Source organism: Acidisoma sp. 7E03 (assembly GCF_054665075.1).
Map to the genome: position 1 here is coordinate 210,047 of NZ_BAAFHE010000004.1, position 21,619 is coordinate 231,665.

The following is a 21,619-nucleotide window of genomic DNA, read 5'->3' on the forward strand; positions in this document are numbered from 1 at the left end:
ATGAAGGGGAGGCTCGGCCTCCCCTTCGCTTTTCTCCCCACCGCCCTCTGGCGTTCGGCCGGCCGCCTGCCTAGGAAAGGGCGTTATTCCCTGGGTACATGCCGATGGCCGTCTATACCGAAGTCACCGACGATGCGTTGCGCGCCTTTCTCGCCGAATACGACATCGGCGAGGTGGTGGCCTTTCGCGGCATCGCCGAGGGCGTGGAAAACAGCAACTACATGCTGCGCACCACGACCAGCGACTTCATCCTCACTCTCTACGAAAAACGTGTGAATTCGGAGGACCTGCCCTGGTTCCTCGGCCTCATGCAGCATCTGGCGCAGCATGGCGTGACCTGCCCGCAACCCGTCGCGGCGCGGGATGGCACCGCCCTGCGCATGCTGGCTGACCGGCACGCCGCGATCACCACCTTCCTGCCCGGCGTCTGGCCGCGGCGGGTGCAGCTCCCCCATTGCGCGCCGCTGGGCGAGGCCCTGGCCCGGCTGCATGCGGCCGGCGCCAGCTATGCCCCACGGCGGGAGAATGCGCTCGGCCCTGCCGGCTGGCGCCCGCTCCTCGCCCGCAGCCTGAGCCGCGCGGACGAAGTCTCCCCCGCGCTCGGCGCCGAACTCACCGCCGTGCTCGACCGGCTGCTGGAGGCCTGGCCGCAAGACCTGCCGGTCGGCCAGATCCACGCCGACCTCTTCCCCGACAACGTCTTCTTCCTGAAGGGCGCGGTTTCCGGCCTCATCGACTTCTATTTCGCCGCGACCGACATCCTGGCCTACGACCTCGCGATCTGCCTCAACGCCTGGTGCTTCGAGCCGGACGGCGCCTTCAACGTCACCAAGGGCCGCGCCATGATCGGCGCCTATCAGGCGGTGCGCCCGCTCTCGGAGGCGGAACTCGCGGCCATGCCGATCCTCGCCCAGGGGGCGGCACTCCGCTTCCTCCTCACCCGCCTTTACGACTGGCTCTACGTGCCGGAAGGCGCGCTGGTGACGCCGAAGGACCCGCTGGAATACCTCCGCAAGCTGCGCTTCCATCGCCACGCCTCCGGGATCGCCGCCTATGTCGGATGAAGCCGAGAAGCCGCGCACGCTCGTGGAAATCTGGACCGATGGCGGCTGCAAGCCCAATCCCGGCCCCGGCGGCTGGGCCGCGATCCTGCGCTTCGGTGAGGCGGAGAAGGAACTGTGCGGCGCCGAGGCCGCAACCACCAACAACCGCATGGAACTCACGGCAGCCGCGGAAGCGCTGGAGGCGCTGACCCGCCCCTGCCGCATCGCCCTGCATACGGACAGCGAATACCTGCGCAACGGCATCACCCGCTGGACCACCGGCTGGGTGCGTAAGAACTGGCGCAACGCGGCAGGCGACCCGGTGGCCAATATCGACCTTTGGCAGCGCATCCTGGAAGCGGCCAAACGCCACGAGATCGAATGGCGCTGGGTGCGCGGCCATGCGGGGGACGTGATGAACGAGCGGGCGGACGTGCTGGCCACCCGCGCGCGGGAAGAGATGCTGGCCGCCACCCGTGGGTGATCGCACCTTGCCTAGTTGCGACTAATTCTCATTCTCTTTATACCGACATCGCCATCCCGATCGAGGAGCGTCCGATGTCCCAGCGCCTGCCCTGCCACACCCGCGGCCGCCTGACGCTGGAGTCAGCCGGCGCCTATCTTCGCGCCCTCTGCGCAACAGCGCGCAGCTATGCCGAGGTGGAGGAGCGCGGGGATTTTGCCCGGCTTGACCTTGGCTATGCCGCGATGGAGGTGAAGGCTGCCGATGGCGCAGTCGCGCTCACCCTGCGCGCGACTGACGCCGGCACGATCGCCATGCTGCAAACGATGGTGACCGAACATCTCCGCGAGCATCTGCAAAACAACGCGCTTTGCTTCGACTGGCTGGACGCGCCACCCCGCGCCCGGCGCGCCTATCGGCGAATGACCGTCACCGCCGCGCAGGGTCTGACACTGCGCATGCGCCGCATCACGCTCACGAGCGATGATCTGTCTCCCTTCGCCGAGGGCGGCCTGCATGTCAGCCTCTTCCTGCCGGAGCACGGCCTTTTGCCGGAGGGCGAGATGGCCGAGACCGGCCGCATGTCCTGGCAAGGTGAGGCCCCGCCCGTCCGCGCCTATACGATCCGCGCCATCGACCTCGCCGCAAGCACGGTGGACATCGACATGCTGTTGCACCCCGCCCATGGCACGGCTGCGCCGGGCGCCGACTTCGCCGAGAGGGCGGCCCCGGGCGTGGTGATCGGCATGGCGGGCCCCGGTGGCGGACGGCCGCCCGAGAGCCCCTGGATCTTCATGGCGGGTGACGAGACGGCGCTGCCCGCGATCGCCCGCACCCTGGAGACGCTGAGTCCCTCGACCACGGCCGTGGTGCGCATCGAAGTGACCGATCAACAGGACGAACTGCCCCTGCCCTCCCCTGCCCGGCTCGACCTCGCCTGGCTGCATCGCGGACACACACCCGCCGCCCGCTCCCGCCTGCTGTTGGACGCTCTGGCGCAGGCCCCTTTCCCGGATGCCGGCCTCGAACGCTTCGCCTGGTTCGCGGCGGAAGCGGAGATCGCACGCGAAGCCAAAGCCTGGTTTCGCGGTCGCCCCGATTTCACGGCCGCCGATTACTTCGCCGGCGGCTTCTGGCGCGCCGAGTAGCCGGCTGATCAGTCCGCCGCCGCCGTGACCTGGATGTGCAGCGCGCCCGTGCTGCCACGCTCGACATGGCCGTGCACGCCATAGACCGCGCGCAACATCCCCGGCGTCATCACCGCCTCAGGCGTACCCTGAGCATAGAGCCCGCCCTGCCGCATCACCAGAATCTCATCCGCCCAGCGCGCGGCGAGCGCCAGATCATGCAGAACGACCAGCACAAGTGCACCGGCCTCCGCCCGCCGGCGCGCCAGCGCCATCACCCCCATCTGATGGCGTGGGTCGAGCGCACTCGTGGGCTCGTCGAGACAGAGCAGCGGCGCATCCCGCGCCACCGTCTGCGCGAAGCTCACCAGCTGCTTCTGGCCGCCCGAGAGCCGACGCAAGGGGCGTAGCGCCAACGACGCGATGCCGCATTCCTCCAGAACCGCCGCCGCCTGCCTGCCCGTGCTCTCGGGATATGACGGTCCCATCGCCTCGAGCGTCGCGATCAGGCTTTCCAGAACGGTGAGTTCGGTGCTTGCGGGCATGACCTGCGGCATGAAGCCCAGGATGGACGCCCGCGCCGCGGGCGGCAGCGCGCCGAGATCGTGCGGGCCGAAGATCACCTTGCCTCGTGTTGGCAACAAACCCGCAATGCCCTTCAGAAGGGTCGACTTGCCCGCGCCGTTCGGCCCGAGCAGCGCGACCATGCGGCCTGCCGGAATCGGCACCGTCGACACGCCGTGGACGACGGCGGCGCCGCGTCCATAGCCACAGGAAACGTTGTGCAATGTGAGTTGCATTTTCATCGATCATGCCGCCCCAGGATGAGCGCGAAGAAAACCGGCAGGCCGATGAGAGCGGTGGTGATGCCGGTCGGCAGATCGAGCGCGGGCGCCACGAGCTTGGCAGCCAGGCTGGCCCCGAGAAGGATCAGCGCACCAGCGATGGCGGAGGCCGGCAGGAAGATACGGTGATCCTCCCCCACCAGCAGCCGCGCGACATGAGGGCCCACGAGGCCGACGAAGCCGATGCTGCCGCAACAGGCGACGGCCGCGCCCGTCATTACGCTGACCCGCAGCAAGGCCATCAGGCGGATGCGCCGCAGGTCGAGGCCAAGGCTCTGCGCCCGTTCCTCGCCGAGCCGCAACGCCGTCAAGCCAGGGGCAGCCGTGTAGGAGGCCAGAAGCAGCGGCGCGACCAGCAGCAGCAAGGGCCACAGCAGGGGCCAGCGCAGCCCCGACAGGCTGCCCAGCATCCAGAAGGTGAGCTGCTGCAACGCTGCTTGGCTCGCCAGAAGCTGCAGCAGGGCGATGAGCGCGTTGAAGGTGAAGACGAGACCGATGCCGAAAAGCATGAGGCTGCGCACGCCTCCGCCAAGACGCGCCAGTACCAGCAGCAAAAACGTCGCGAGCAGGGCGAAGAGGAAAGCATTCGCGGCGATCACCCAGAAGGGCGGCACCCAAGGCAGCCCGATGTCGAGCACGATGGCAAGCGCGGCACCGAAGGCCGCGGCCGGCGCCACGCCCAGCGTCACACCCTCGGCCAGGGGATTGTCGAAGACGGTCTGCAGCTCGGCGCCCGACAGCGCCAGGAAGGCACCGATGACGACGGCGCCGAGCGCCTGCGGCAGACGCACTTGCCTGACGATGAGGGTATCGACCGGCGGCACCCCCGACATGGCGCAGAGCGCGCGGACCGCCTGCCAGGGATGCAGGCCACCCGGGCCAGCCGCGGCCGCGCCCCATAGCAGCACGAGGGCGACGAGACAAAGAAGCAGCAGAACGCGACGCCGTCTCCGCTGCAGCTCGTCATAGGCTGCCGCCAGGGCGGCTGCGGCCGTCACGCCGCGTCCTCCGGCCCCAGCCAGAGCGTGCCGATCAGATCGCGCTTGAGAAATCGGCTGCGGATGATGTCGAAACTCGCCTCCGGGTTAACGCCCGCCGCCTGCGCGGCCTCCGGATGGAACCAGCCGGCCATCGCCTCCATCGCCAGGATGTTGAGCGGCGAGCCGTTGAAGAAGTTCCAGATCGCATAGGCGCGGCCGGCCTGCACTGCGGGGATGGCGGCGAGATCGGGATTGGCGAGGACGCGCCGCAGGCTGGCCTGCGCCGTCGCGCGGTCAATGCCGAAGCCGATGCACAGGCCTTTCTCCTGCGGATCGGAAAGCCCTGTCCCGACATAGAAGCGCGGATCGGCCGCCATGACATAGTCGAGTGCGAGCGTGCCGCCGTACGTTCCCGGCGTCTTACCGGTGCCGATGCTGCGGCCACCGGCGATCGGCAGGTAGCTGCCGAAGCCGCTACGCCCCGGGTCCCAGCAGCAGGTCATGATGCCTGGATAGACCTGCAACAGCACCGAGACCGGCGGCGTGGCACCGCTCAGGCGGGTGAGCAACGCCAGTTTCTCCGCATGGAAATCGGCGAAGGCATCGGCCGCTGCGGCTTGACCCAGCACCCGCCCGAGCAGGCGCATCGCAGCATCCCCGTTCTTCAACGGATCGAGATAGGTGTCGACGAAGAGGACGGGAATGCCGAGGGCCGCGAACTGGGCCAGGGCCGGCTGCACGCTGCTTTTCTGCCATAGGCTGAGGATGACGAGATCGGGCGCGGCGACCAGAGCACGTTCCAGCCCCGCCGTGTCGAGATCGCCGATCACCGGTACGGCCGCGAGCTTCGGGTAGAGACGCGTCAATTCGCCGAAATAGCCAGGCTCCCAGCGTTTCACGAAAGCGCTCGTCATCACGAGACGGTCTGCGACCTCGGGATCAATGAGGCTGAGAGCGGTGAAGAGCAGGCTGTCCCCGAGCAAGATTCGGCGCGGTGCGCGGTCAACCATCACCCGCGTGCCAGTGATATCCGTCACGGTCACCGGGAAGGCGGCGCTCGCCAGGGCCGGCGTGGCCAAGGCTGCCGTCATCCCACCCAGAAAGCCGCGCCGGCCGATCATACCGACACCCGCAGCACCGAGGAGGCAAGCAGGATCATTCGGGCGGGGCGCAGAGGCATCGGCGGGAGATCTTTCGGCAGGCAAGCATGTGTCGTCCGGTCAACCTGGCTGCAGGCTGAATTGCAGCGGCAAGGTGAGGGTGAGGGTGTCGCCCGTCACAGCCGCAGGCGGTGGTGGCAAAGGAGAAGCGCGGCGAAGCGTGGCCAGCGCCGCCTGGTCCAGCACCGCATGGCCCGCACTCCGCAGGAGTATCGCGGACACCAAAGTGCCATCGCGGCGGAAGGTGAAGCGGACGAGGCTTGTTCCCTCCCAGCCACTGTCCTGCGCCAGGGCCGGATAGCTCTTGTAGCGGGCGATATGAGCCAGCAGGCGGCTCTGCCAGTCACGGCGCGCGACGCCGGCCGAGGGGGCGGATTGGGGCGGTGCTGCCGCCGGCGCGGGCGCCGTGGTGGGTGCGACGGCGATCCTCTCCGGTGTCTGCACGGTCGGGGCCGTGCGCCGCGGAGTGAGCCGCGTCGCCTGCGGCCGGGGTGGCAAGGGGGCAGGGGGTGGCGGCAGGGGAAGCGTAGCCTCGGACGGCGCCTCCGGCAGGTCCCGCGGCGCGGGTGGTGCCGGGGTCACGGCAGCAGGCGGCGGCGGAGGCGTGGTTTCCACGGGTTTGGGCGGCGCGGGCGACGGGGCGGGCACGGCTGCGACGGGGCGCGGCGGGGCCGCAGGCGCCGGCGGCGTGGGCAGGGGCGAGAGGTCGATCATCACCGCGGGCGGCGCCGTGACCGACTGACCCGCAGGTTTCACCAAGGGGCGCCACACCACGAAGAAAGCGAGATGGGCCGCGAGCACCAGAAGTGCCGTGCTACCCCAAAGAGCAACCCGACTGCCCGGCGTTCTTTCGATTGAGTTTGCAAACAAGGCATCCGGCACAGCGGTTGCGCCATTGGCGTGGGCGGCCGTCACTCCGCCGTCTCCGTCTGCTGGGCGACCAGACCGATCTTGAGATAGCCAGCCCTTTGCAGTTGCTCCATCATCGTCATCATCATGCCGTAGGGCACGTCTTTGTCGGCGCGAAGATAGAGGCGCTGGTCGTGATCGCCCTTCGTCGCACGGTCGAGCGTTGCGATCAGCGCATCGGCCGCCACCGTCGTGTCGTTCACCGAGAGTGCGCCGCTCTTCTGCAAGGTCAGGAAAATCGGCGTGTCGGGGCGTGGGGCAGCCTTGGTGCTTGCGGTGGGCAGGTCAACCAGCACGTCCACCGTCGCCAGTGGTGCGGCCACCATGAAGATGATGAGCAGCACCAGCATCACGTCGATGAAGGGGGTGACGTTGATCTCGTGCTTTTCGCCGAGATCCTCTTCCTCGTCCCAGGAGAGCGCCATGGGGGCTATTCCGCCGCCAGAGCGAGGGCGTGACGGCTGCGCTCGGCCGACGTGTGGGACAGGTCAAGGCGCCGGGCCGCGTGGCGCAGCACGATCTCGCCGAGATCGCCCAGCGCATGGCGATAGCTGGCCACCCAGCGCGCGAAGAGGTTGTAGATGAAGACGGCGGGAATCGCCGCCACCAGCCCGGCCGCCGTCGCCAGCAGCGCCTCGGCGATGCCAGGGGCGACGACGGCGAGATTCGTGGCGTGCAGCGCCGTGATACCGACGAAGCTGTGCATGATGCCCCAGACCGTACCGAAGAGACCGACGAAAGGCGCCGTCGCGCCGATGGTCGCGAGCAGGCCGGTGCCGCGCTGGGCGCGGCGGCCGAGGCTGAGTTCGATGCGCCGCAGGCGGCTCGCCAGCCGCGCCTTGGTGCCCTCCACCGCGGCGCCATCCGATGCCGCGATTTCCGCGCGCACGGCATGGCGCATGAGCCGAAGCGGGCGCGGTATGCGGGCGGTCGCCTCCACGGCATCGGCCTCAGCCAATCGCGCCGCCACCCGCAAAGCAAGGCTAGCCCGCCACAGTTCCAGACCCTTGGCGAGCAGGATCGTCCAGCTCAGGACGGAGGCGAGGAAGAGCAGCGCCATCACCCCCTGCACCACGCCATCGGCATGGCGCACCAGGGCCGGAACGGACAGATCGGCGGGGAGGGCAGGGGGTTCCGTGGCGGTGGACGGCGCCGGGGGCTGCGCCGCGGCGAGGGGGGCAGGGACGGCGACGGGCGGGACTTCCGAGGCAGCGGGGCCGGGGCTCTGCGCCCATCCCACGGTCACCGTGGCGCAGAGCAGGCTCAAACCGAGCAGTAGGCGGCGAAGGGTACGGCGGGCAGGGGCATGGGTCACGCGGGTCTCCCGAGAGGCGGGGCCATTAATTGATAATGATTCTCAGAATCATTATCAGAAGACGCGCCGCAGCCGCAACCCCGCCCGACCACGCGCGCGAAGAGATCCGCCTTCATCTCGATCAGTTGAGAGAGGCGGCTCTCGCATCGCGCGGCCGCCGCGTCCACCTAGAGGTAGAGCGGTTCTGCACCGCACATCACACCCCGACATCAGGACATTGCTTCATGCGACGCATCGGCTATGCGCTTCTCTCCACGTCTCTTCTTCTCTCCCCGCTCGCCGCGAGCGGTGCCTTTGCGCAGGCAACGCAGGCGAGCGGACAATCCGGCAGCCAGACGCCGGCGCAGGCCGGATCCTCGACCGCGGTGGACAGCGTCGCCCCGGCGGGCAGTGCCATCGGCGGCAGCACGACGACGACCGGAAGCGGGGACATGGGCGCCACGCAGACCAATCCACCCGGCGCGCAGCCGGGTACGGGTCCGGGCATGGGCAAGACCAGCGGCACGCCCGCCGGCAACTGAGGCATCAGGCACGCGTGAAAAAGGCCGGCGGAGTTCCCTCCGCCGGCCTTTGCGCTGTCTCGCCTCCGCTCAGTCGACGAGTTGGGCGTCGAGCGTGATTTCCGCCTTCAGCAACTTCGACACCGGGCAGCCCGCCTTGGCCATGCCGGCCAGCTCGGCGAACGTCTCGGGCGTCGCGCCGGGCACCTTGGCCTTCAGCGTGAGATGCACGGCGGTGATGGCGAAGCCCTCGCCATCCTTGTCCAGCGTCACCTCGGCCGTGGTTTCCATGTGCTCGGCCCGCAGATTGGCGTTTCCGAGGATGAGGGACAGCGCCATGGTGAAACAGCCGGCATGGGCGCCGCCGATCAGCTCCTCCGGGTTGGTGCCGGGCTTGCCCTCGAAACGGCTGGCAAAGCCGTACGGATAGGCGCTGAGCGCGCCGCTTTTGGTGGAAATGGCGCCACGGCCATCCTTGATGCCGCCTTCCCAGACGGCCGAACCGGTGGTCTTCATTCCGCTTTCCTCATGTCTGCACGCGCCCGCGGGCGATCCGCAGGCCCGCCCAGAAGGTGGCACAGCCTCGCTCTTCTGCAAGCCGGGCGCGGTTGACGCGCAGCCCGCGCCATGAGCGGATGACGGACCTTCGCAAGCAGGACCGGTGTGACTCGATGATGACGTTTTTCTATTCCCCCGACAGCTGCGCCCGCGCCGTGCATATCGCGCTGGAGGAGGTTGGCGCTGCCTATGAACCCCGCCGGATGAGCCTCAAGGACGGGGACCAGTATCGACCCGAGTATCTCGCGCTCAACCCCAAAGGCCGGGTGCCGGCGCTGATGACGGACCAGGGCGTGCTGACCGAAACCGCGGCCATCCTCGTCTATCTCGCGCAGCTCTTCCCCCACTCGTCCCTGGCGCTGCCCGCCGATCCCTTCGCCTTCGCCGAGCTTTTGGCCTTCAACGGCTATATCGCCTCCACCCTGCATGTCGCGCATGCCCATAAGCTGCGCGGCAATCGCTGGGCGGATGATCCGGCGGCCATCGCCGAGATGCGCCGCAAGGTGCCCGAGACGGTGGGCGCCTGTTTCCAGCTCATCGAAACGACGCTGTTCCGCGGCCCCTGGGTGATGGGTGAGCGCTTCTCGATCGCCGACCCTTATCTCTTCGTCTTCGCCGAATGGATGGAGGGGGATGGGGTGGACCCGTCACACTTCCCGAAGGTCATGGCCCATCGCGCCGCCATGCAGGCGCGCGCCTCTGTCCAGCGCGTCAATGCGATGCGGGAGGATTAAGGCCGGGCCCAGGCCGGGCGAGGGGCCGCCTGCGGCATCTCGCCCCGCGCTACGGCTGATCCCATCTCGAGGCTCGCCGCGATGCGACGCGCGCGTTCCATCAGGTATCGGGCGCCGGCCGGCGAACAGATCTCCTGCGCCGTCTGCTCGAAGAGCGCGAGCCAGCGCGTGAAATGGGGGCCGCGCAGATCAAGCGGCATATGCGCCGCCATCGGCCGACCGTCATAACGCCCCGTCCCCAGCGCCACCGAAGACCAGAACGCGGTGATCTGGTCGATGTGATGGTCCCAGTCCTGCACCCGGTCGAATTTGGCGCCGATCTCGGCATCCTGCCGGGCGCGTTCGTAGAAGCGCCGCACCACCTGCTCCAGCACCGTTTCGTTCAGCCCGGTCACCGCTTCGATGCGCCGGGCGGTCTCCGCCCGCTCGGCCTCGGTGGCGGGAAAGGGGTGCGATGTCGTCATGCCGGCAGTGTAGCGCCGCGAATCAGGAGGCGGCCAGTCGCGGCCGGGCCATCGCGCCGCGCAGCTGCCGCGCCAATTCCGCAATCGCTGGGCCGCGCGCCCCATCCGCCAGATGCAAGGTGACGGCGAATTGCGGCAAAGGCGGCAGATCCGTCTCGGGGCCGAGGATGTCGAGATCGGCGGGCACGGTTCCCGCAAGCCAGGCGGAGATGGCCATATCCATCCGCACCACCGTCCGGGTGGCGTCCAGCCCGCCATTCTCGAACACCAGCCGGCTCGCCCGGTCCGCTTGGGCCAGCGCGCTCAGCACGGCGGGGCGAAAGACGCAGCTCTCGGCCACGAGCGAGATGGGCAGAGGCTGGCGCAGCCGCGCCTGCCCCGCCTTTGCCCCAACCCAGACGAGGCGGTCCACCGCCAGCATCTCCCCCTGCGCCATGCCGGCGGGTTCCTCGACGACCGCAAGATCCAGCTGGCCGCTTCGCACCATGGCGCGAAGGTCGGGCGAGGGGGCGCAGGTGAGGGAGAGATCGACCTTGGGAAAGGAGGCGCCGTAGAGGCGGAGCATCGGGGCGAAATAGGGCTCCAGCAGATCATAGGGCAGGCCGAGCCGCACCGAACCGGCGACGACACCGCCGTCGATCTCGGTCCAGATCTCGTCGTTGAGGGCGAGCAGGGCCCGCGCGCGGCTGAGAAGGCGTTCCCCGCCTGGCGTCAGGCGCAGGCCCTGCGGGTTTCGCTGCAACAGGGGATGGCCGACCATGCCCTCCAGACGGGCGATCTGCTGGCTGATGGCGCCTTGCGTGAGATGCAGAAGGGCGCTCGCCCGCGTCATGCTGCGCTGGTCCGCCACCAGGACGAAGGTCCGGAGCAGGGCGATGTCGAGATTGCGTGGCATCGGCCATTAATCTCTCTAATGCTGGCCTTTAGCAAGTTTAGCTTTCTTGCAGGGGCACGCGTCGCTAAGCCGGCCCGCAGCGGCAACGGTAGAAGGACCACGCCATGACACCGGTCAATCTGATCGATGCGCTGGAGCGCATCACGGACCACTGGTCGCCAAAGGTGGTGGGGCGGGTGAATGATCAATACGTCAAGGTCGCGAAGCTGCTCGGCGAACTTGCCTGGCACAAGCATGACGACGAGGACGAGATGTTCCAGGTCGTGCGGGGCCACCTGCGCATCCAGTTCGAGGGCGGGCGCGAGACCGTGCTGACCCCGGGTGAGTTTTGCGTGGTGCCCAAGGGCGTGCTGCACAACCCGGTGGCGGAGGAGGAATGCTGGATCGTGCTCATCGAAACCGTGACCACCCGCCACACCGGTGACGTCGCAACGCCGCGGACGAAGACGATCGAACAGCAGCTCGGCTGACGCCGCCCGGGCCGGCGTTCGGCGCACGCAGCACGTGAACGGAGGACTACGGCGCAGAAGCGCGCGCGATCCACGCCGTGCGGCCACCCCCGGTCGGCCAGTCTTCGGCGACATGCGCGACGAGCACGAAGCCACTCTCCTCGAGCAGACGCCCATAGTCCTCCGGGCTCAGGCTCGCGTGATAGAGAGGCGCGCCCCGATACGATCCGATGACCTCTCCCGCCCGTGGTCCGGCGTTGAACATCAACACGGCCGAGGGTGCGGCGTGCTTGGCGAAGACAGCGAACATGCGCCGCTGATCCTCGGGCGGGAGATGGAAGAAACTGTCCCAAGCGAGGATGCCGTCGAAGGTCCGGCCGAGGTCCAGCCGCCGCATATCCCCGACCATCCAGTCCTGCGCCGGCAGGCGCTCGCGACAGAGCGCGATGAGCGTGGGGGAGGAATCGATACCGGTGACGCGGCATCCGCAGGACGCCAGGAACGCGCCGACCGGCGCGCCTGATCCGCAGCCGAGATCGAGGACCGTCGCATAGCGTCGCGGCAGTGCCGAGACGAAGCGCTCATGCCACGGCTTGTCGTTCCATCCGGCACGGTTGCGGTCAGCATCCCAGGCGCGGCCATGCCGCTCATAAAGCGCGATCACGCGTTCGGCAGCCTCGGTCATGGGAGGAGTTTAGCGGGGAACGGCGTCGACCGCCACGTCCGCAGCCCTTGCGTTGCGCCCGCGGACATTGGCTTTCTGTCGTAGCCAACCCGACTTTGGCCCTCCACCAGAGAGAGGTCGGACTGAGCCTGGGTCCTCCAAGCCATACCCGCGACAAGTCTCTGCCAATAGCTGCATAGACCTGTCGCGGGTGACGAAAGCACGCCTGAAACTCACATGCCGAGATCGCTCAGCGAAGGATGGTCATCCGGGCGACGGCCCAACGGCCAATGAAACTTCCGGTCCGCTTCGGCGATCGGCATCTCGTTGATGCTGGCGTGGCGGTTCGACATCAAGCCGTCTTCGGCGAAGAGCCAATTCTCGTTCCCATAGGCGCGATACCATTGCCCGGCATCGTCGCGATACTCGTAGGCATAGCGCACCGCGATGCGATTGCCGGTGAAGGCCCACAACTCCTTGATGAGGCGATATTCGTGTTCCTTGTTCCACTTACGGGTCAGGAAGGCCTGCGCCTCCTCACGATTGGTGGCGAACTCGACCCGGTTACGCCAACGCGTATCGAGCGTGTAAGCCAGAGCCACCTTGGCAGCATCGCGGGTGTTCCAGCCATCCTCGGCCAGGCGCACCTTCTCGACTGCCGTATCATGGGTGAACGGGGGTAGGGGCGGACGGGACATAGCTTTTCCTTTCGAGACAAAAATTGTGGTATCAATAGCCGTGGCCGAAGGAGCCACAGCCCTTTAGGCGGAAGCAAAAGGGCTGCAATCTTCCAGCCCGGAGCATCCGCAGGTTAGAAGGGCTGCGTCGGAAGATATTTGCCGTCGAGCGTGATGACACAGCGATGCCCACCTTCTGGGTCTTCCCGCTTCTCAAGCTTGAGCTTGAAATTGATGGCGCTGATGATGCCGTCACCAAAGTCCTCGTGAACGAGAGATTTCAGGGTCGTGGCGTAGACCTGGATGATCTCGTAGAAGCGGTACATGGTGGGATCGGTCGGCACGCCATCCGGGAAGCTGCCACGGACAGGGATTGCCTGGAGCGGCTTGATCTCACCATCACCGAGGCCGAGTGTCTTGCCGACAGCCTCAGCCGCGCTCGCTGGCAGCGGGTGCTGACCGAGCAGCGCAGCGGTTACAAATTCACGGGAGAGTCCCGTGTTTTCCGCGATGGCGGCCCAGCTAAGCTGTCTGTCAGCTTTCTGCCGAACGATGGTTTCGGTAAGCGCCGCACGCGCGGCTTGGGTCACTTGCACTTGGATCATGAGTGTACCTATCAACGATGTTGAAATTCGGCAGATGCCTCGGAACGACGTGCGCCAGGAGTCGAAGCCCAAGCTTGACGCTCTCTCGGAAGCGGGGGGAATGTCGCACTCGTCTCGGGATACGCAACCAGATCGACGAAGTGACCGCTTCGAGCGTCGTAAGCTTCAATCGTTCCTTCTCCAATGTCGTAGACCCAGCCGTGAAGGCGCAGGCGGTCCTCAGAGAGGGCAAGGGCAACCGATGGGTGGGTGCGAAGGTTTGCCAGCTGCGCGATGACGTTCTCCCGCACCATGCCGGCAACCTTTCCCGAGCAGCAGCGATGGATGCGCGCGTCATTAACGGCTTTCGCAGCGTCCGCGTGCCGGAGCCAGCTTGAAACGGCCGGGAGAGTGCTGAGATCAGCCCCATTGGCAACAGCCGTCATCGCGCCGCAGTCGGAATGGCCGCAAATGACAACATCAGACACACCGAGCACCGCGACAGCGTATTCGACTGTGGCGGAAACGCCACCTGACGGAGGCCCAAATGATGGGATAATATTCCCGGCGTTGCGAATAACAAACATATCGCCCGGTTCGCTCTGGGTGAAAAGCTCAGGGACCACCCGACTGTCAGAACAAGTAACGAACAGCGTAGCAGGCTCTTGTTTGGTCGCAAGTTCCTGAAATAGGCGGAGTCGGTCGGGATATCCGCCGTCTCTGAACTTTTTGAAGCCTTCGATAAGCCTCTTCATCTGTCGATCTCCGCGTTCGGTCAGACGAGTATCGACTTCACGGTCATAATTGTCCAAGACTGGTTTCAGATTGATCCTATAAGCAGGCGTTATACAGATGCTCCTCCGTCACCTTCGCTACCTCTCATCGGTTGTGGAGCATGGAAGCTTCACACGTGCCGCCCAGGCGCTGCACGTGTCGCAGCCTGCGCTATCGCAGCAAATACGCCAGCTGGAGGAGCAACTCGGCGTGCAGCTGCTTGACCGTACAGGGAAAGCCGTTCGGGCAACGGACGCAGGTGCGACCTATTTGGGCCATGTGCACCGCGCCTTTCGCGAAATCGAGGCGGCGGGCCGTGCTGCACGAGACGTTAACGATCTAAGCTCCGGGGTGCTCCGGCTGGGGTTTACGCCGAGTTTCAGCGCTTACCTCACTGCACCACTCGCAAGACGCTTTCGCGAAAAATATCCGGGGATCATCCTTGATCTCAATGCCATGTCACAGGACGAGATCGAAGCAGCCCTTGCTGACGACAAACTTGATTGTGCGCTCGCATTTTCGTCGTCGAGAGCAGGCGGCATTGTTGCGCACCCACTGCATACGGAGCGATTGTCATTGATTGGCCGCTGCGATCATCCGCTGATGAAGAATGACACCATCGATGTTGCTCATGTCGAAAAGGGAGAAATTGTCCTCTTAAGCGGCACGTTCGTTACTCGCCAGACCATCGATAAGCACTTCAAGAAGCATGGTATAAAGCCAAACGTCGTTGTTGAAACCAACTCTATTACGACGATTATCGAGCTTGTTAAGTCCAGTTCCTTGGTAACAATCCTTCCAGATTTAGTCGCTATCGAACGAAACGAATTGCTATCTCGACCGCTCTTGCCGGCTATCGATGCACGCCAGGCGGTATTGTTACAACGAGATGGAGCCTATCGCTCTGCGGCTACGCGGGCGTTCATCTCCACGCTCGATTTCTTCACGCAAGAACTAGAAGCAGTTTCGCCCATCCGAAAGATGGAAAAATAGATCGTCCAGAGTAAAAAAAGCTCACGACTGGACAGACCGCTTCCTCCCCAAATCAGACAGTATGGGGTTTAAGTCTTTACGTTCGGCCCCAAGACTTCGTCTGAAACGGGACCCAGACCGGCTTGGACGCGAAGCGGGCACTCCGCAGTTTGTCGGTAATGAACTACCCCAGCCCCTCGATCTCGGCGAGCAGGGCCGCCGTCGTCACCTGCCGACAATAGCCACGGTTGTTGGCGAGCGCGCTGCAGTGCCGCTCCTCGCTCTGCGTCACGCAGGCATCCACGGGCAGCGTCACCAGATAGCCGAGGTCGCAGGCATCGCGCACGGCGGAATCGACGCATTGATCGGTCAAGGCACCGGCGATGATCAGCTGGCGGATACCGAGATTGCCGAGCACGTAGTGAATGTTCGTGGAAATGAAGACGGAGGAAGAGGTCTTGGGGATGACGATTTCGTCGGCCAAGGGCGACAGCGCATCCACCACCTGCGCATCCCGCGAGCCCTTCGGGCAGAAGAGGCCGCTGATCTTGTAGTCCAGGCTCATGTCCCGGCCGTCCTGCGTCAGGCTTTCGATCACCGTGTGCAGCACCTCGATCCCCCGCGCGCGGCAGGCGAAGAGCAGGCGCTGCATGTTGGGCAGCGCGCGCTCCTCCATCTCCCGGAAGAAATAGCCGAAGCGGCGCTCCACCTCGCTCTCCGCCATCCCGGCATATTCCCCGCCGCCGCGCGCCGTGTAGTTCTGCACGTCGATGAAGAGGATCGCCGTCTGCCCCAGCGTCACCGGCAGGTCGCGGCTCAGTCCGAAATCCTTCATGGGGCGATCCTTCTCAGTAGACGGCGGCGTAGCGGTCACAGATGTCCTGCGGCTCCAGCTCTTCGAGCGCCGCGATCTCGGAGCGCTTGAATTCGAGATAGGCCGCGAGGAACTGCGGCCCGAACCAGTCGGCCGCCACCTCCGTCGCTTCCAGCCGGTCGAGCGCTTCGGCCAGGCTGCGCGGTAGGGTCTGCACGCCGGCCGCGTGCCGCGCTGGTTCGTCCATCTCCCAGAAGCCGGGCAGCGCCGCGGGCAGCGCCATGTCCCGGCGCAGCCCGTCCACCCCGGCCCAGACGAGGGCGCCGAGTGCCAGATAGGGGCAGCAGGCGGCATCCGCCACGCGGTATTCCAGGTTGAACTGCCGGGCAGCCTGGTCCTCCGCACCCGGGAAGACGGGGCAGACGCGCACAGCGGCGCCGCGGTCCTGCGCGCCCAGGAAGGCCCAGACCGGCGCCCAGCGATTGGGCTGCAAGCGGTAGTAGGAGGCGACGGAGGGCGCGGTGATGGCCGTCAGCGCCGGCAGGTGATGCAGCACGCCGGCGACAAAATGCGCGGCGGGCGCGGTCAGGCCGAAGGGTGCGCCCGGCTGGTGCGAGGCAGGCCGACCGGTCACGTCCCACAGGCTGAAATGGATGTGGGTGCCATTGCCGATGCCACCCGGCGCCGGGATGGGGGCGAGGCTCGCACGGAAGCCCAGACGTTCGGCGACGCCGCGGATCATCTCGCGCGCGATCACCGCTTCGTCGGCCGCGCGCAGGCCGAAGGCCGGCTTCACCGTCACCTCGAACTGGCGCGGCCCATATTCCGGCAGGAAACTGTCCGGCACCAGGCCTGCCGCCCGCAGCGCCGCCGTCAGGCTTTCCCCGAACAGGCCCTGGCGGCGGAAGGAACTCAGCGAATAGGCGTCGCCCGGCCGCTCGGTGAGGCCGGTATGGAGGAATTCCTGCTCGAAGGTCGCCTTCACCCGCAACCCGGCCTCGGCCTCCAGGGCGGCCAGCGCCCGGCGCAGGAAGTCCCGCGGGCAGCAGGCCCACGGCCGGCCGTCCAGCTCCCGAAGATCGGCAAGCATGAAGCGCTCGGCCGCGCCTTCGTCGAAGGGCACCTGAACCGCCGTCGTCGGGTCCGGGATCATCACCAGGTCGCCCAGCGTGCCGAAGGGGGAGGAATAGATTGGGCCGAAGGCGGAAATCATGATGTTCGAGCCGGTGAGCCCCACGCCCTGGCGCAGGCGGTGCTCCAGCTCGGCCGCCGGGAAGCCTTTGCCGCGCACCAGCCCCGCGAGATCGCAGAGGCCGACGAAGACCAGTTCTTCCCGCTGCACGGCATGCCCTTCCGTTCCGCTCTCGCAGGAATGATGACGCGGCGGCCCACCAAAGGCAAAGCCCTTGGCCTGCCCCGGCTTGAGCTTCCGGCGCGCCCGCCAACCTCTGGCGAGCACGCATCACAGGAGAGACGCATGACGGACCATGTCTATCGGCTGATCGAGGTTGTCGGCTCGTCCACCACCAGCGTGGAGGATGCGATTCAGTCCGCCATCGCCAAGGCCGCAACCACCATCCGCCACATCCGCTGGTTCCAGGTGGTGGAAACGCGCGGCCAGGTGGAGGAGGGACGGGTCGCCTATTACCAGGTGACACTCAAGATCGGTTTCGCGGTGGAGGACGAGGCAGCGTCCTTGCGCCCCTGAGAGATCAGAAATTCCCTCAACTCAGGGCAGAAGGGTCGCAAAATAATCGGCGAGGGCGTAGTTTAGGTCACAAATGGCAAGCGATTGCCGCCCGCCGCGTCCGCCGGACGCCGCTCGTTCAAGGACCTCGCCGATGCCTGCCTATCGCTCCCGCACCTCCACCCACGGCCGCAACATGGCCGGTGCCCGCGCCCTGTGGCGCGCCACCGGCATGGGCGATGGCGACTTCGGCAAGCCGATCATCGCCATCGCCAATTCCTTCACCCAGTTCGTCCCCGGCCACGTCCATCTCAAGGATCTCGGGCAGCTGGTCGCGGGCGAGGTGCAGAAGGCCGGCGGCGTCGCCAAGGAATTCAACACGATCGCGGTGGATGACGGCATCGCCATGGGCCATTCCGGCATGCTCTACAGCCTGCCCTCGCGTGAGTTGATCGCGGATGCCGTGGAATACATGGTGCAGGCGCATTGCGCCGATGCCCTGGTCTGCATCTCCAACTGCGACAAGATCACGCCGGGCATGCTGATGGCCGCGATGCGCCTCAACATTCCCGCCATCTTCGTCTCCGGCGGTCCCATGGAAGCCGGCAAGATCCGCGCCGACGGCACCGGCGGCGCGGCCATCGAAAAGCGCGCCGACCTCATCACCGCCATGGTCGCGGCAGCCGACCCGAACGTCTCGGACGCCGATGCGGAAGTGCAGGAACGGTCGGCCTGCCCCACCTGCGGGTCCTGCTCCGGCATGTTCACCGCCAATTCCATGAACTGCCTGACGGAGGCGCTCGGCCTGTCGCTGCCCGGCAATGGCAGCCTGCTCGCCACCCATGCCGACCGCCGCAAGCTGTTCGTGGAAGCGGGCTGGACCATCGTCGATCTCGCCCGCCGCTGGTACGAGCAGGAGGACGCGACGGCCCTGCCGCGCACCATCGCGAGCTTCAAGGCCTTCGAAAACGCCATGTCGCTCGACATCGCGATGGGCGGCTCGACCAATACCGTGCTCCACCTCCTCGCCGCCGCGCAGGAAGCGGAGCTCGATTTCACCATGGCCGATATCGACCGGCTGTCGCGCCGCGTGCCCAATCTCTGCAAGGTCTCGCCCTCGGTGATGAACGTCCATATGGAGGACGTGCATCGCGCCGGCGGCATCATGGGCCTGCTGGGAGAATTGAATCGCGCGGGCCTCATCCATACCGACGTGCCGACGGTGCACAGCGCCAGCATGGGTGCCGCCATCGCGCAGTGGGACGTGGTGGGTGCGGATTCGCAAGGCACGGCCGGCGTGCTCTACCGTGCCGCACCGGGCGGCGTGCGCACGACGGAAGCCTTCAGCCAGGAGCGTCGCTTCGCAGAGCTCGACACCGATCGCGAAAAGGGCGTGATCCGCAGCGTGGAGCACGCTTTCAGCAAGGATGGCGGCCTCGCCGTGCTCTTCGGCAATATCGCCCTCGAAGGCGCCATCGTGAAAACGGCGGGCGTGGATGCCGCCAACCTCGTCTTCTCCGGCCCGGCCCATATCTTCGAAAGCCAGGACGATGCCGTGCGCGGCATTCTGGGCGACGAGGTGAAGGCGGGCGAGGTGGTGCTGATCCGCTACGAGGGCCCCAAGGGCGGCCCCGGCATGCAGGAGATGCTGTACCCCACGAGCTATCTGAAGTCGAAGGGCCTCGGCAAGCTGTGCGCCCTGATCACCGACGGCCGCTTCTCCGGCGGCACGGCCGGGCTTTCGATCGGCCATATCTCGCCGGAAGCGGCCGAGGGGGGCGCCATCGGCCTGGTGCGCGACGGCGACATCATCGAGATCGACATCCCGAACCGCATCCTGCGCGTGGCCCTCTCGGACGAGGATCTGGCCCTGCGCCGCATCGAGATGGAGAAGAAGGGCGCGGCCGCCTGGAAGCCGGAGAACCGGGAACGCGTGGTCTCGCCCGCGCTCCGCGCCTATGCGGCGATGACGACCTCGGCCTCCCGCGGCGCCGTCCGCGACGTGAGCCAGGTGGAACGCCGGTAACGTCTTTTTCGACGGGGATGCGGTGCGGTCGTCCCGGTCCATATCCCCCGCCGTCAAACACCTCTAAATGGCGTCCTCGGATCGAAGAAAGAGACTGTGATGGCGAAGACCCCAGGACCACCCAAAGCGAAAGCCGGCGCCCCCGCCCAGTTCGACATGAACCACCGCGAGCGCAAGGGCGGCCGCGGCCGTCCCGGTGGCCGTGGCGGTGACGAGCAGCGGGCGCCACGCCGCATCCTGCGGCTACCGCCCGCTGTGATTGACCGCGGCGCGGGCTGGGTCATCCAAAAGATCGCCAAGATCGACGAGGCCTCCCGCGCGGCGATGGGTGCCGAATACCAGCTGGTGTTCGATGGCCATGAGCCGCTTTTGTTCGACTACCTGACGGCCGCACGCGAGCGCGCCAAGGAAGCGCCGCCGGAAAAGCCGGCGGTCGAGGAGACCGCGGCGGCCGAGCCAGCCGGGGAGGTTGAGGGGGCAGTGGCCGAGAGCGGCGCACACGAGAACGACCCGGCAGCCGAAGCGTAAGCCAGGCTATCAGGGAGGCCGCCGGGTCCGGTGGCCTCTCCTCTCTCGCGGAACCTCTGCACCGCGCCCTCAAAACTCCATCAGGTTCTCCCGCAGCGTCTCATGCGCGTAGGCGGTGCGCACCAGACCGCGCTTTTGCAGCGCCGGCACCAGCCCGTCCGCCACGTCCAGAATCTGCCGCCGGCTCACCCGCAGCACGGGCGTGGTGATGAGGAAACCATCGCCACCCACCTCCGCCATCACATCGCCCATGCGCTCGGCGACTTGATCCGGCGTGCCGATCAGTTCGACCGAGGAGACCAGCCCGCCGACGCCGCCCACCACCAGCTCGCGCAAGGTCTTGCCGCTGCCCCATTGCTGGAACTTGTCGAGCGACCCCTGCTCACCATTCGTTTTCAGCTCGTAGGGCAGGGGTTTGTCGAGATCGAATTGCGCGAAGTCGATCTCGGTGATGGCGGAAATCGAACTCAGCATGTCGTTGACGAAATGCGGGGCCGAGACCATGCGGCGCTGCTTTTCCTCCGCCTCCTCGCGGGTTTCCCCCAGCACCGGCGTGACGCAGAACATCACTTTGATGGTGTCGGGATCACGCCCGATGGCCCGTGCCCGCGCCCGGATATCCTCGCGGAAGGCCTTCATGCTCTCGACACCGCTCGCGACCGAAATGATCGCTTCTGCGTGGCGCGCGGCGAAGTCGCGTCCCTTTGGGGAAGCCCCGGCCTGCAGATAGACCGGCCGGTGCTGCGGCGAGGGCACGGTGTTGAGCGGTCCACGCACGCTGAAGAACTGGCCTTTGTGATCGATGGTATGGACCTTGGACGGGTCCGCATAGAGACCGGCCTCCCGGTCCAGCACCACCGCATCCTTCTCCCAGGACGCGAAGAGCTTGTTGACCACCTCCAGATACTCCTCCGCCATGGCGTAGCGGAGATCACGCGGCGGCAACTTCTCCAAGCCGAAATTCTGCGCGGCCAGATCCTCGGCACTGGTCACGATGTTCCAGCCGAAACGGCCGCCGGTCAGACTGTCGATGGTGGACGACAGGCGCGCGAGCAGGAAGGGCGGATAGGCGAGGGTGGAGAGCGTGGCGACGACGCCGAGGCGGTTGGTCGCCATTCCCATGGCGACCGCGAGCGGCGCCGGATCGTGCTTCGGCACCATCATGGCATGCTTCAAGCTGAGGTCGCGACTGCCGCCGAAGGTCTCCGGCACCATCAGCTTGTCCTCGATCATGATGTAATCGAAGCAAGCCCGCTCCAAGGTCCGCGCCATCTCGACATAAAACTTGCCGTCCCAGGGCAGTCCTCCCTGGCCGAAGGGCTCACGCCATTCGTCGGGTGTGAAGTTCATGAACCAGCCAAGGTGAAAGCGTGGGTCGGTCATCAGCGGTCATTTTCCGGATGCGGGAAAGGGATCGAGCAGTCCGGGAGCCACCATTCAAGACTCGTGCC

The 21,619-nt window shown here is 66.5% G+C and carries 26 protein-coding genes; 10 read left to right on the forward strand and 16 right to left on the reverse strand.

All coding sequences use genetic code 11. The features are described from left to right. Nucleotides 1–104: 104 nt before the first annotated feature. The 3 genes from ACYQ6W_RS08275 to ACYQ6W_RS08285 all read left to right on the forward strand — a co-directional run bounded on the left by ACYQ6W_RS08275 (nt 105) and on the right by ACYQ6W_RS08285 (nt 2,654). A complete protein-coding gene (locus ACYQ6W_RS08275) occupies nt 105–1,064 on the forward strand; it encodes a homoserine kinase (RefSeq protein ID WP_459674687.1) in 960 nt (319 codons plus the stop codon). Then, nucleotides 1,054–1,527: a ribonuclease HI gene (gene rnhA, locus ACYQ6W_RS08280; protein WP_459674688.1), complete on the forward strand. Its 474-nt coding sequence runs from the start codon at nt 1,054–1,056 to the stop codon at nt 1,525–1,527. Before ACYQ6W_RS08275 ends, rnhA begins: the two co-directional genes overlap by 11 nt. 74 nt (nt 1,528–1,601) lie before the next feature. Further along, entirely contained in the window at nt 1,602–2,654 is a 1,053-nt protein-coding gene (locus ACYQ6W_RS08285; RefSeq protein ID WP_459674689.1) for a DUF2218 domain-containing protein, read from the forward strand. A gap of 8 nt (nt 2,655–2,662) precedes the next feature. Here ACYQ6W_RS08285 and ACYQ6W_RS08290 read toward each other — a convergent pair whose 3' ends face one another. The 6 genes from ACYQ6W_RS08290 to exbB all read right to left on the reverse strand — a co-directional run bounded on the left by ACYQ6W_RS08290 (nt 2,663) and on the right by exbB (nt 7,842). Then, nucleotides 2,663–3,433, reverse strand: a complete 771-nt coding sequence (locus ACYQ6W_RS08290) for an ABC transporter ATP-binding protein (RefSeq protein ID WP_459674690.1) — start codon at nt 3,431–3,433, stop codon at nt 2,663–2,665. Nucleotides 3,434–3,435: 2 nt separating this feature from the next. Further along, nucleotides 3,436–4,476 carry a FecCD family ABC transporter permease gene (locus ACYQ6W_RS08295; protein ID WP_459674691.1) on the reverse strand — a complete coding sequence of 347 codons (1,041 nt, stop codon included), beginning with the start codon at nt 4,474–4,476 and terminating at the stop codon, nt 3,436–3,438. Then, nucleotides 4,473–5,537: an ABC transporter substrate-binding protein gene (locus ACYQ6W_RS08300; RefSeq protein WP_459674692.1), complete on the reverse strand. Its 1,065-nt coding sequence runs from the start codon at nt 5,535–5,537 to the stop codon at nt 4,473–4,475. The genes ACYQ6W_RS08295 and ACYQ6W_RS08300 overlap by 4 nt, the downstream gene beginning before the upstream one ends. Nucleotides 5,538–5,678: 141 nt before the next feature. Continuing rightward, nucleotides 5,679–6,533: an energy transducer TonB gene (locus ACYQ6W_RS08305; protein ID WP_459674693.1), complete on the reverse strand. Its 855-nt coding sequence runs from the start codon at nt 6,531–6,533 to the stop codon at nt 5,679–5,681. Continuing rightward, nucleotides 6,530–6,952: a TonB system transport protein ExbD gene (gene exbD, locus ACYQ6W_RS08310; protein WP_459674694.1), complete on the reverse strand. Its 423-nt coding sequence runs from the start codon at nt 6,950–6,952 to the stop codon at nt 6,530–6,532. The genes ACYQ6W_RS08305 and exbD overlap by 4 nt, the downstream gene beginning before the upstream one ends. Nucleotides 6,953–6,957: 5 nt before the next feature. Then, nucleotides 6,958–7,842, reverse strand: a complete 885-nt coding sequence (exbB, locus tag ACYQ6W_RS08315; protein ID WP_459674695.1) for a tonB-system energizer ExbB — start codon at nt 7,840–7,842, stop codon at nt 6,958–6,960. 224 nt (nt 7,843–8,066) lie between these two features. Between exbB and ACYQ6W_RS08320 the strand changes: the two genes are divergently transcribed. Further along, entirely contained in the window at nt 8,067–8,363 is a 297-nt protein-coding gene (locus ACYQ6W_RS08320; protein ID WP_459674696.1) for a hypothetical protein, read from the forward strand. 69 nt (nt 8,364–8,432) lie between these two features. Here ACYQ6W_RS08320 and ACYQ6W_RS08325 read toward each other — a convergent pair whose 3' ends face one another. Further along, entirely contained in the window at nt 8,433–8,858 is a 426-nt protein-coding gene (locus ACYQ6W_RS08325; RefSeq protein ID WP_459674697.1) for an OsmC family protein, read from the reverse strand. Nucleotides 8,859–9,013: 155 nt separating this feature from the next. On the opposite strand from ACYQ6W_RS08325, the gene ACYQ6W_RS08330 reads away from it, so the two are divergent. Further along, entirely contained in the window at nt 9,014–9,634 is a 621-nt protein-coding gene (locus ACYQ6W_RS08330) for a glutathione S-transferase family protein (RefSeq protein WP_459674698.1), read from the forward strand. Here the strand turns inward: ACYQ6W_RS08330 and ACYQ6W_RS08335 are convergent. Both ACYQ6W_RS08335 and ACYQ6W_RS08340 read right to left on the reverse strand, forming a co-directional pair. Beyond that, complete coding sequence (locus tag ACYQ6W_RS08335) at nt 9,631–10,098, reverse strand: group III truncated hemoglobin (protein WP_459674699.1); 468 nt, start codon at nt 10,096–10,098, stop codon at nt 9,631–9,633. The genes ACYQ6W_RS08330 and ACYQ6W_RS08335 overlap by 4 nt on opposite strands. 22 nt (nt 10,099–10,120) lie before the next feature. Continuing rightward, entirely contained in the window at nt 10,121–10,993 is an 873-nt protein-coding gene (locus tag ACYQ6W_RS08340) for a LysR family transcriptional regulator (RefSeq protein WP_459674700.1), read from the reverse strand. Between the two features lie 104 nt (nt 10,994–11,097). Between ACYQ6W_RS08340 and ACYQ6W_RS08345 the strand changes: the two genes are divergently transcribed. Further along, complete coding sequence (locus ACYQ6W_RS08345) at nt 11,098–11,463, forward strand: cupin domain-containing protein (protein WP_459674701.1); 366 nt, start codon at nt 11,098–11,100, stop codon at nt 11,461–11,463. Between the two features lie 46 nt (nt 11,464–11,509). On the opposite strand, the gene ACYQ6W_RS08350 is transcribed toward ACYQ6W_RS08345, so the two are convergent. The 4 genes from ACYQ6W_RS08350 to ACYQ6W_RS08365 all read right to left on the reverse strand — a co-directional run bounded on the left by ACYQ6W_RS08350 (nt 11,510) and on the right by ACYQ6W_RS08365 (nt 14,179). Next, nucleotides 11,510–12,127 (reverse strand): class I SAM-dependent methyltransferase, encoded by a 618-nt coding sequence (locus ACYQ6W_RS08350; protein WP_459674702.1) that lies wholly within the window; start codon nt 12,125–12,127, stop codon nt 11,510–11,512. Between the two features lie 212 nt (nt 12,128–12,339). Continuing rightward, entirely contained in the window at nt 12,340–12,804 is a 465-nt protein-coding gene (locus tag ACYQ6W_RS08355; RefSeq protein ID WP_459674703.1) for a nuclear transport factor 2 family protein, read from the reverse strand. A 113-nt stretch (nt 12,805–12,917) separates the two neighbouring features. After that, nucleotides 12,918–13,388 carry a cyanase gene (gene cynS / locus ACYQ6W_RS08360; RefSeq protein WP_459674704.1) on the reverse strand — a complete coding sequence of 157 codons (471 nt, stop codon included), beginning with the start codon at nt 13,386–13,388 and terminating at the stop codon, nt 12,918–12,920. An 11-nt stretch (nt 13,389–13,399) separates the two neighbouring features. Beyond that, nucleotides 13,400–14,179: a carbonic anhydrase gene (locus tag ACYQ6W_RS08365; RefSeq protein WP_459674706.1), complete on the reverse strand. Its 780-nt coding sequence runs from the start codon at nt 14,177–14,179 to the stop codon at nt 13,400–13,402. 40 nt (nt 14,180–14,219) lie between these two features. Here ACYQ6W_RS08365 and cynR point away from each other — a divergent pair, with 40 nt between their 5' ends. Next, a complete protein-coding gene (gene cynR, locus ACYQ6W_RS08370) occupies nt 14,220–15,134 on the forward strand; it encodes a transcriptional regulator CynR (RefSeq protein ID WP_459674708.1) in 915 nt (304 codons plus the stop codon). A gap of 163 nt (nt 15,135–15,297) precedes the next feature. Here the strand turns inward: cynR and ACYQ6W_RS08375 are convergent, their stop codons facing one another. Both ACYQ6W_RS08375 and ACYQ6W_RS08380 read right to left on the reverse strand, forming a co-directional pair. After that, nucleotides 15,298–15,948, reverse strand: coding sequence for a cysteine hydrolase family protein (locus tag ACYQ6W_RS08375; protein ID WP_459674709.1), 651 nt, complete (start codon nt 15,946–15,948; stop codon nt 15,298–15,300). A 13-nt stretch (nt 15,949–15,961) separates the two neighbouring features. Next, on the reverse strand, nt 15,962–17,269 hold the full coding sequence (locus tag ACYQ6W_RS08380; protein ID WP_459674711.1) for a glutamine synthetase family protein: 1,308 nt from the start codon (nt 17,267–17,269) through the stop codon (nt 15,962–15,964). 135 nt (nt 17,270–17,404) lie between these two features. On the opposite strand from ACYQ6W_RS08380, the gene ACYQ6W_RS08385 reads away from it, so the two are divergent. The 3 genes from ACYQ6W_RS08385 (at nt 17,405) to ACYQ6W_RS08395 (ending at nt 20,168) form a co-directional block, all read left to right on the forward strand. Further along, nucleotides 17,405–17,635 carry a dodecin gene (locus ACYQ6W_RS08385; protein ID WP_459674712.1) on the forward strand — a complete coding sequence of 77 codons (231 nt, stop codon included), beginning with the start codon at nt 17,405–17,407 and terminating at the stop codon, nt 17,633–17,635. 133 nt (nt 17,636–17,768) lie between these two features. Beyond that, the gene (ilvD, locus tag ACYQ6W_RS08390) at nt 17,769–19,640 is read left to right on the forward strand and encodes a dihydroxy-acid dehydratase (RefSeq protein ID WP_459674713.1); all 1,872 of its coding nucleotides are present in this window, start codon (nt 17,769–17,771) and stop codon (nt 19,638–19,640) included. 99 nt (nt 19,641–19,739) lie between these two features. Further along, a complete protein-coding gene (locus ACYQ6W_RS08395; protein WP_459674714.1) occupies nt 19,740–20,168 on the forward strand; it encodes a hypothetical protein in 429 nt (142 codons plus the stop codon). A 69-nt stretch (nt 20,169–20,237) separates the two neighbouring features. Here ACYQ6W_RS08395 and ACYQ6W_RS08400 read toward each other — a convergent pair whose 3' ends face one another. Next, nucleotides 20,238–21,551 (reverse strand): NtaA/DmoA family FMN-dependent monooxygenase, encoded by a 1,314-nt coding sequence (locus ACYQ6W_RS08400; RefSeq protein WP_459674715.1) that lies wholly within the window; start codon nt 21,549–21,551, stop codon nt 20,238–20,240. Between the last annotated feature and the right edge of the window lie 68 nt (nt 21,552–21,619).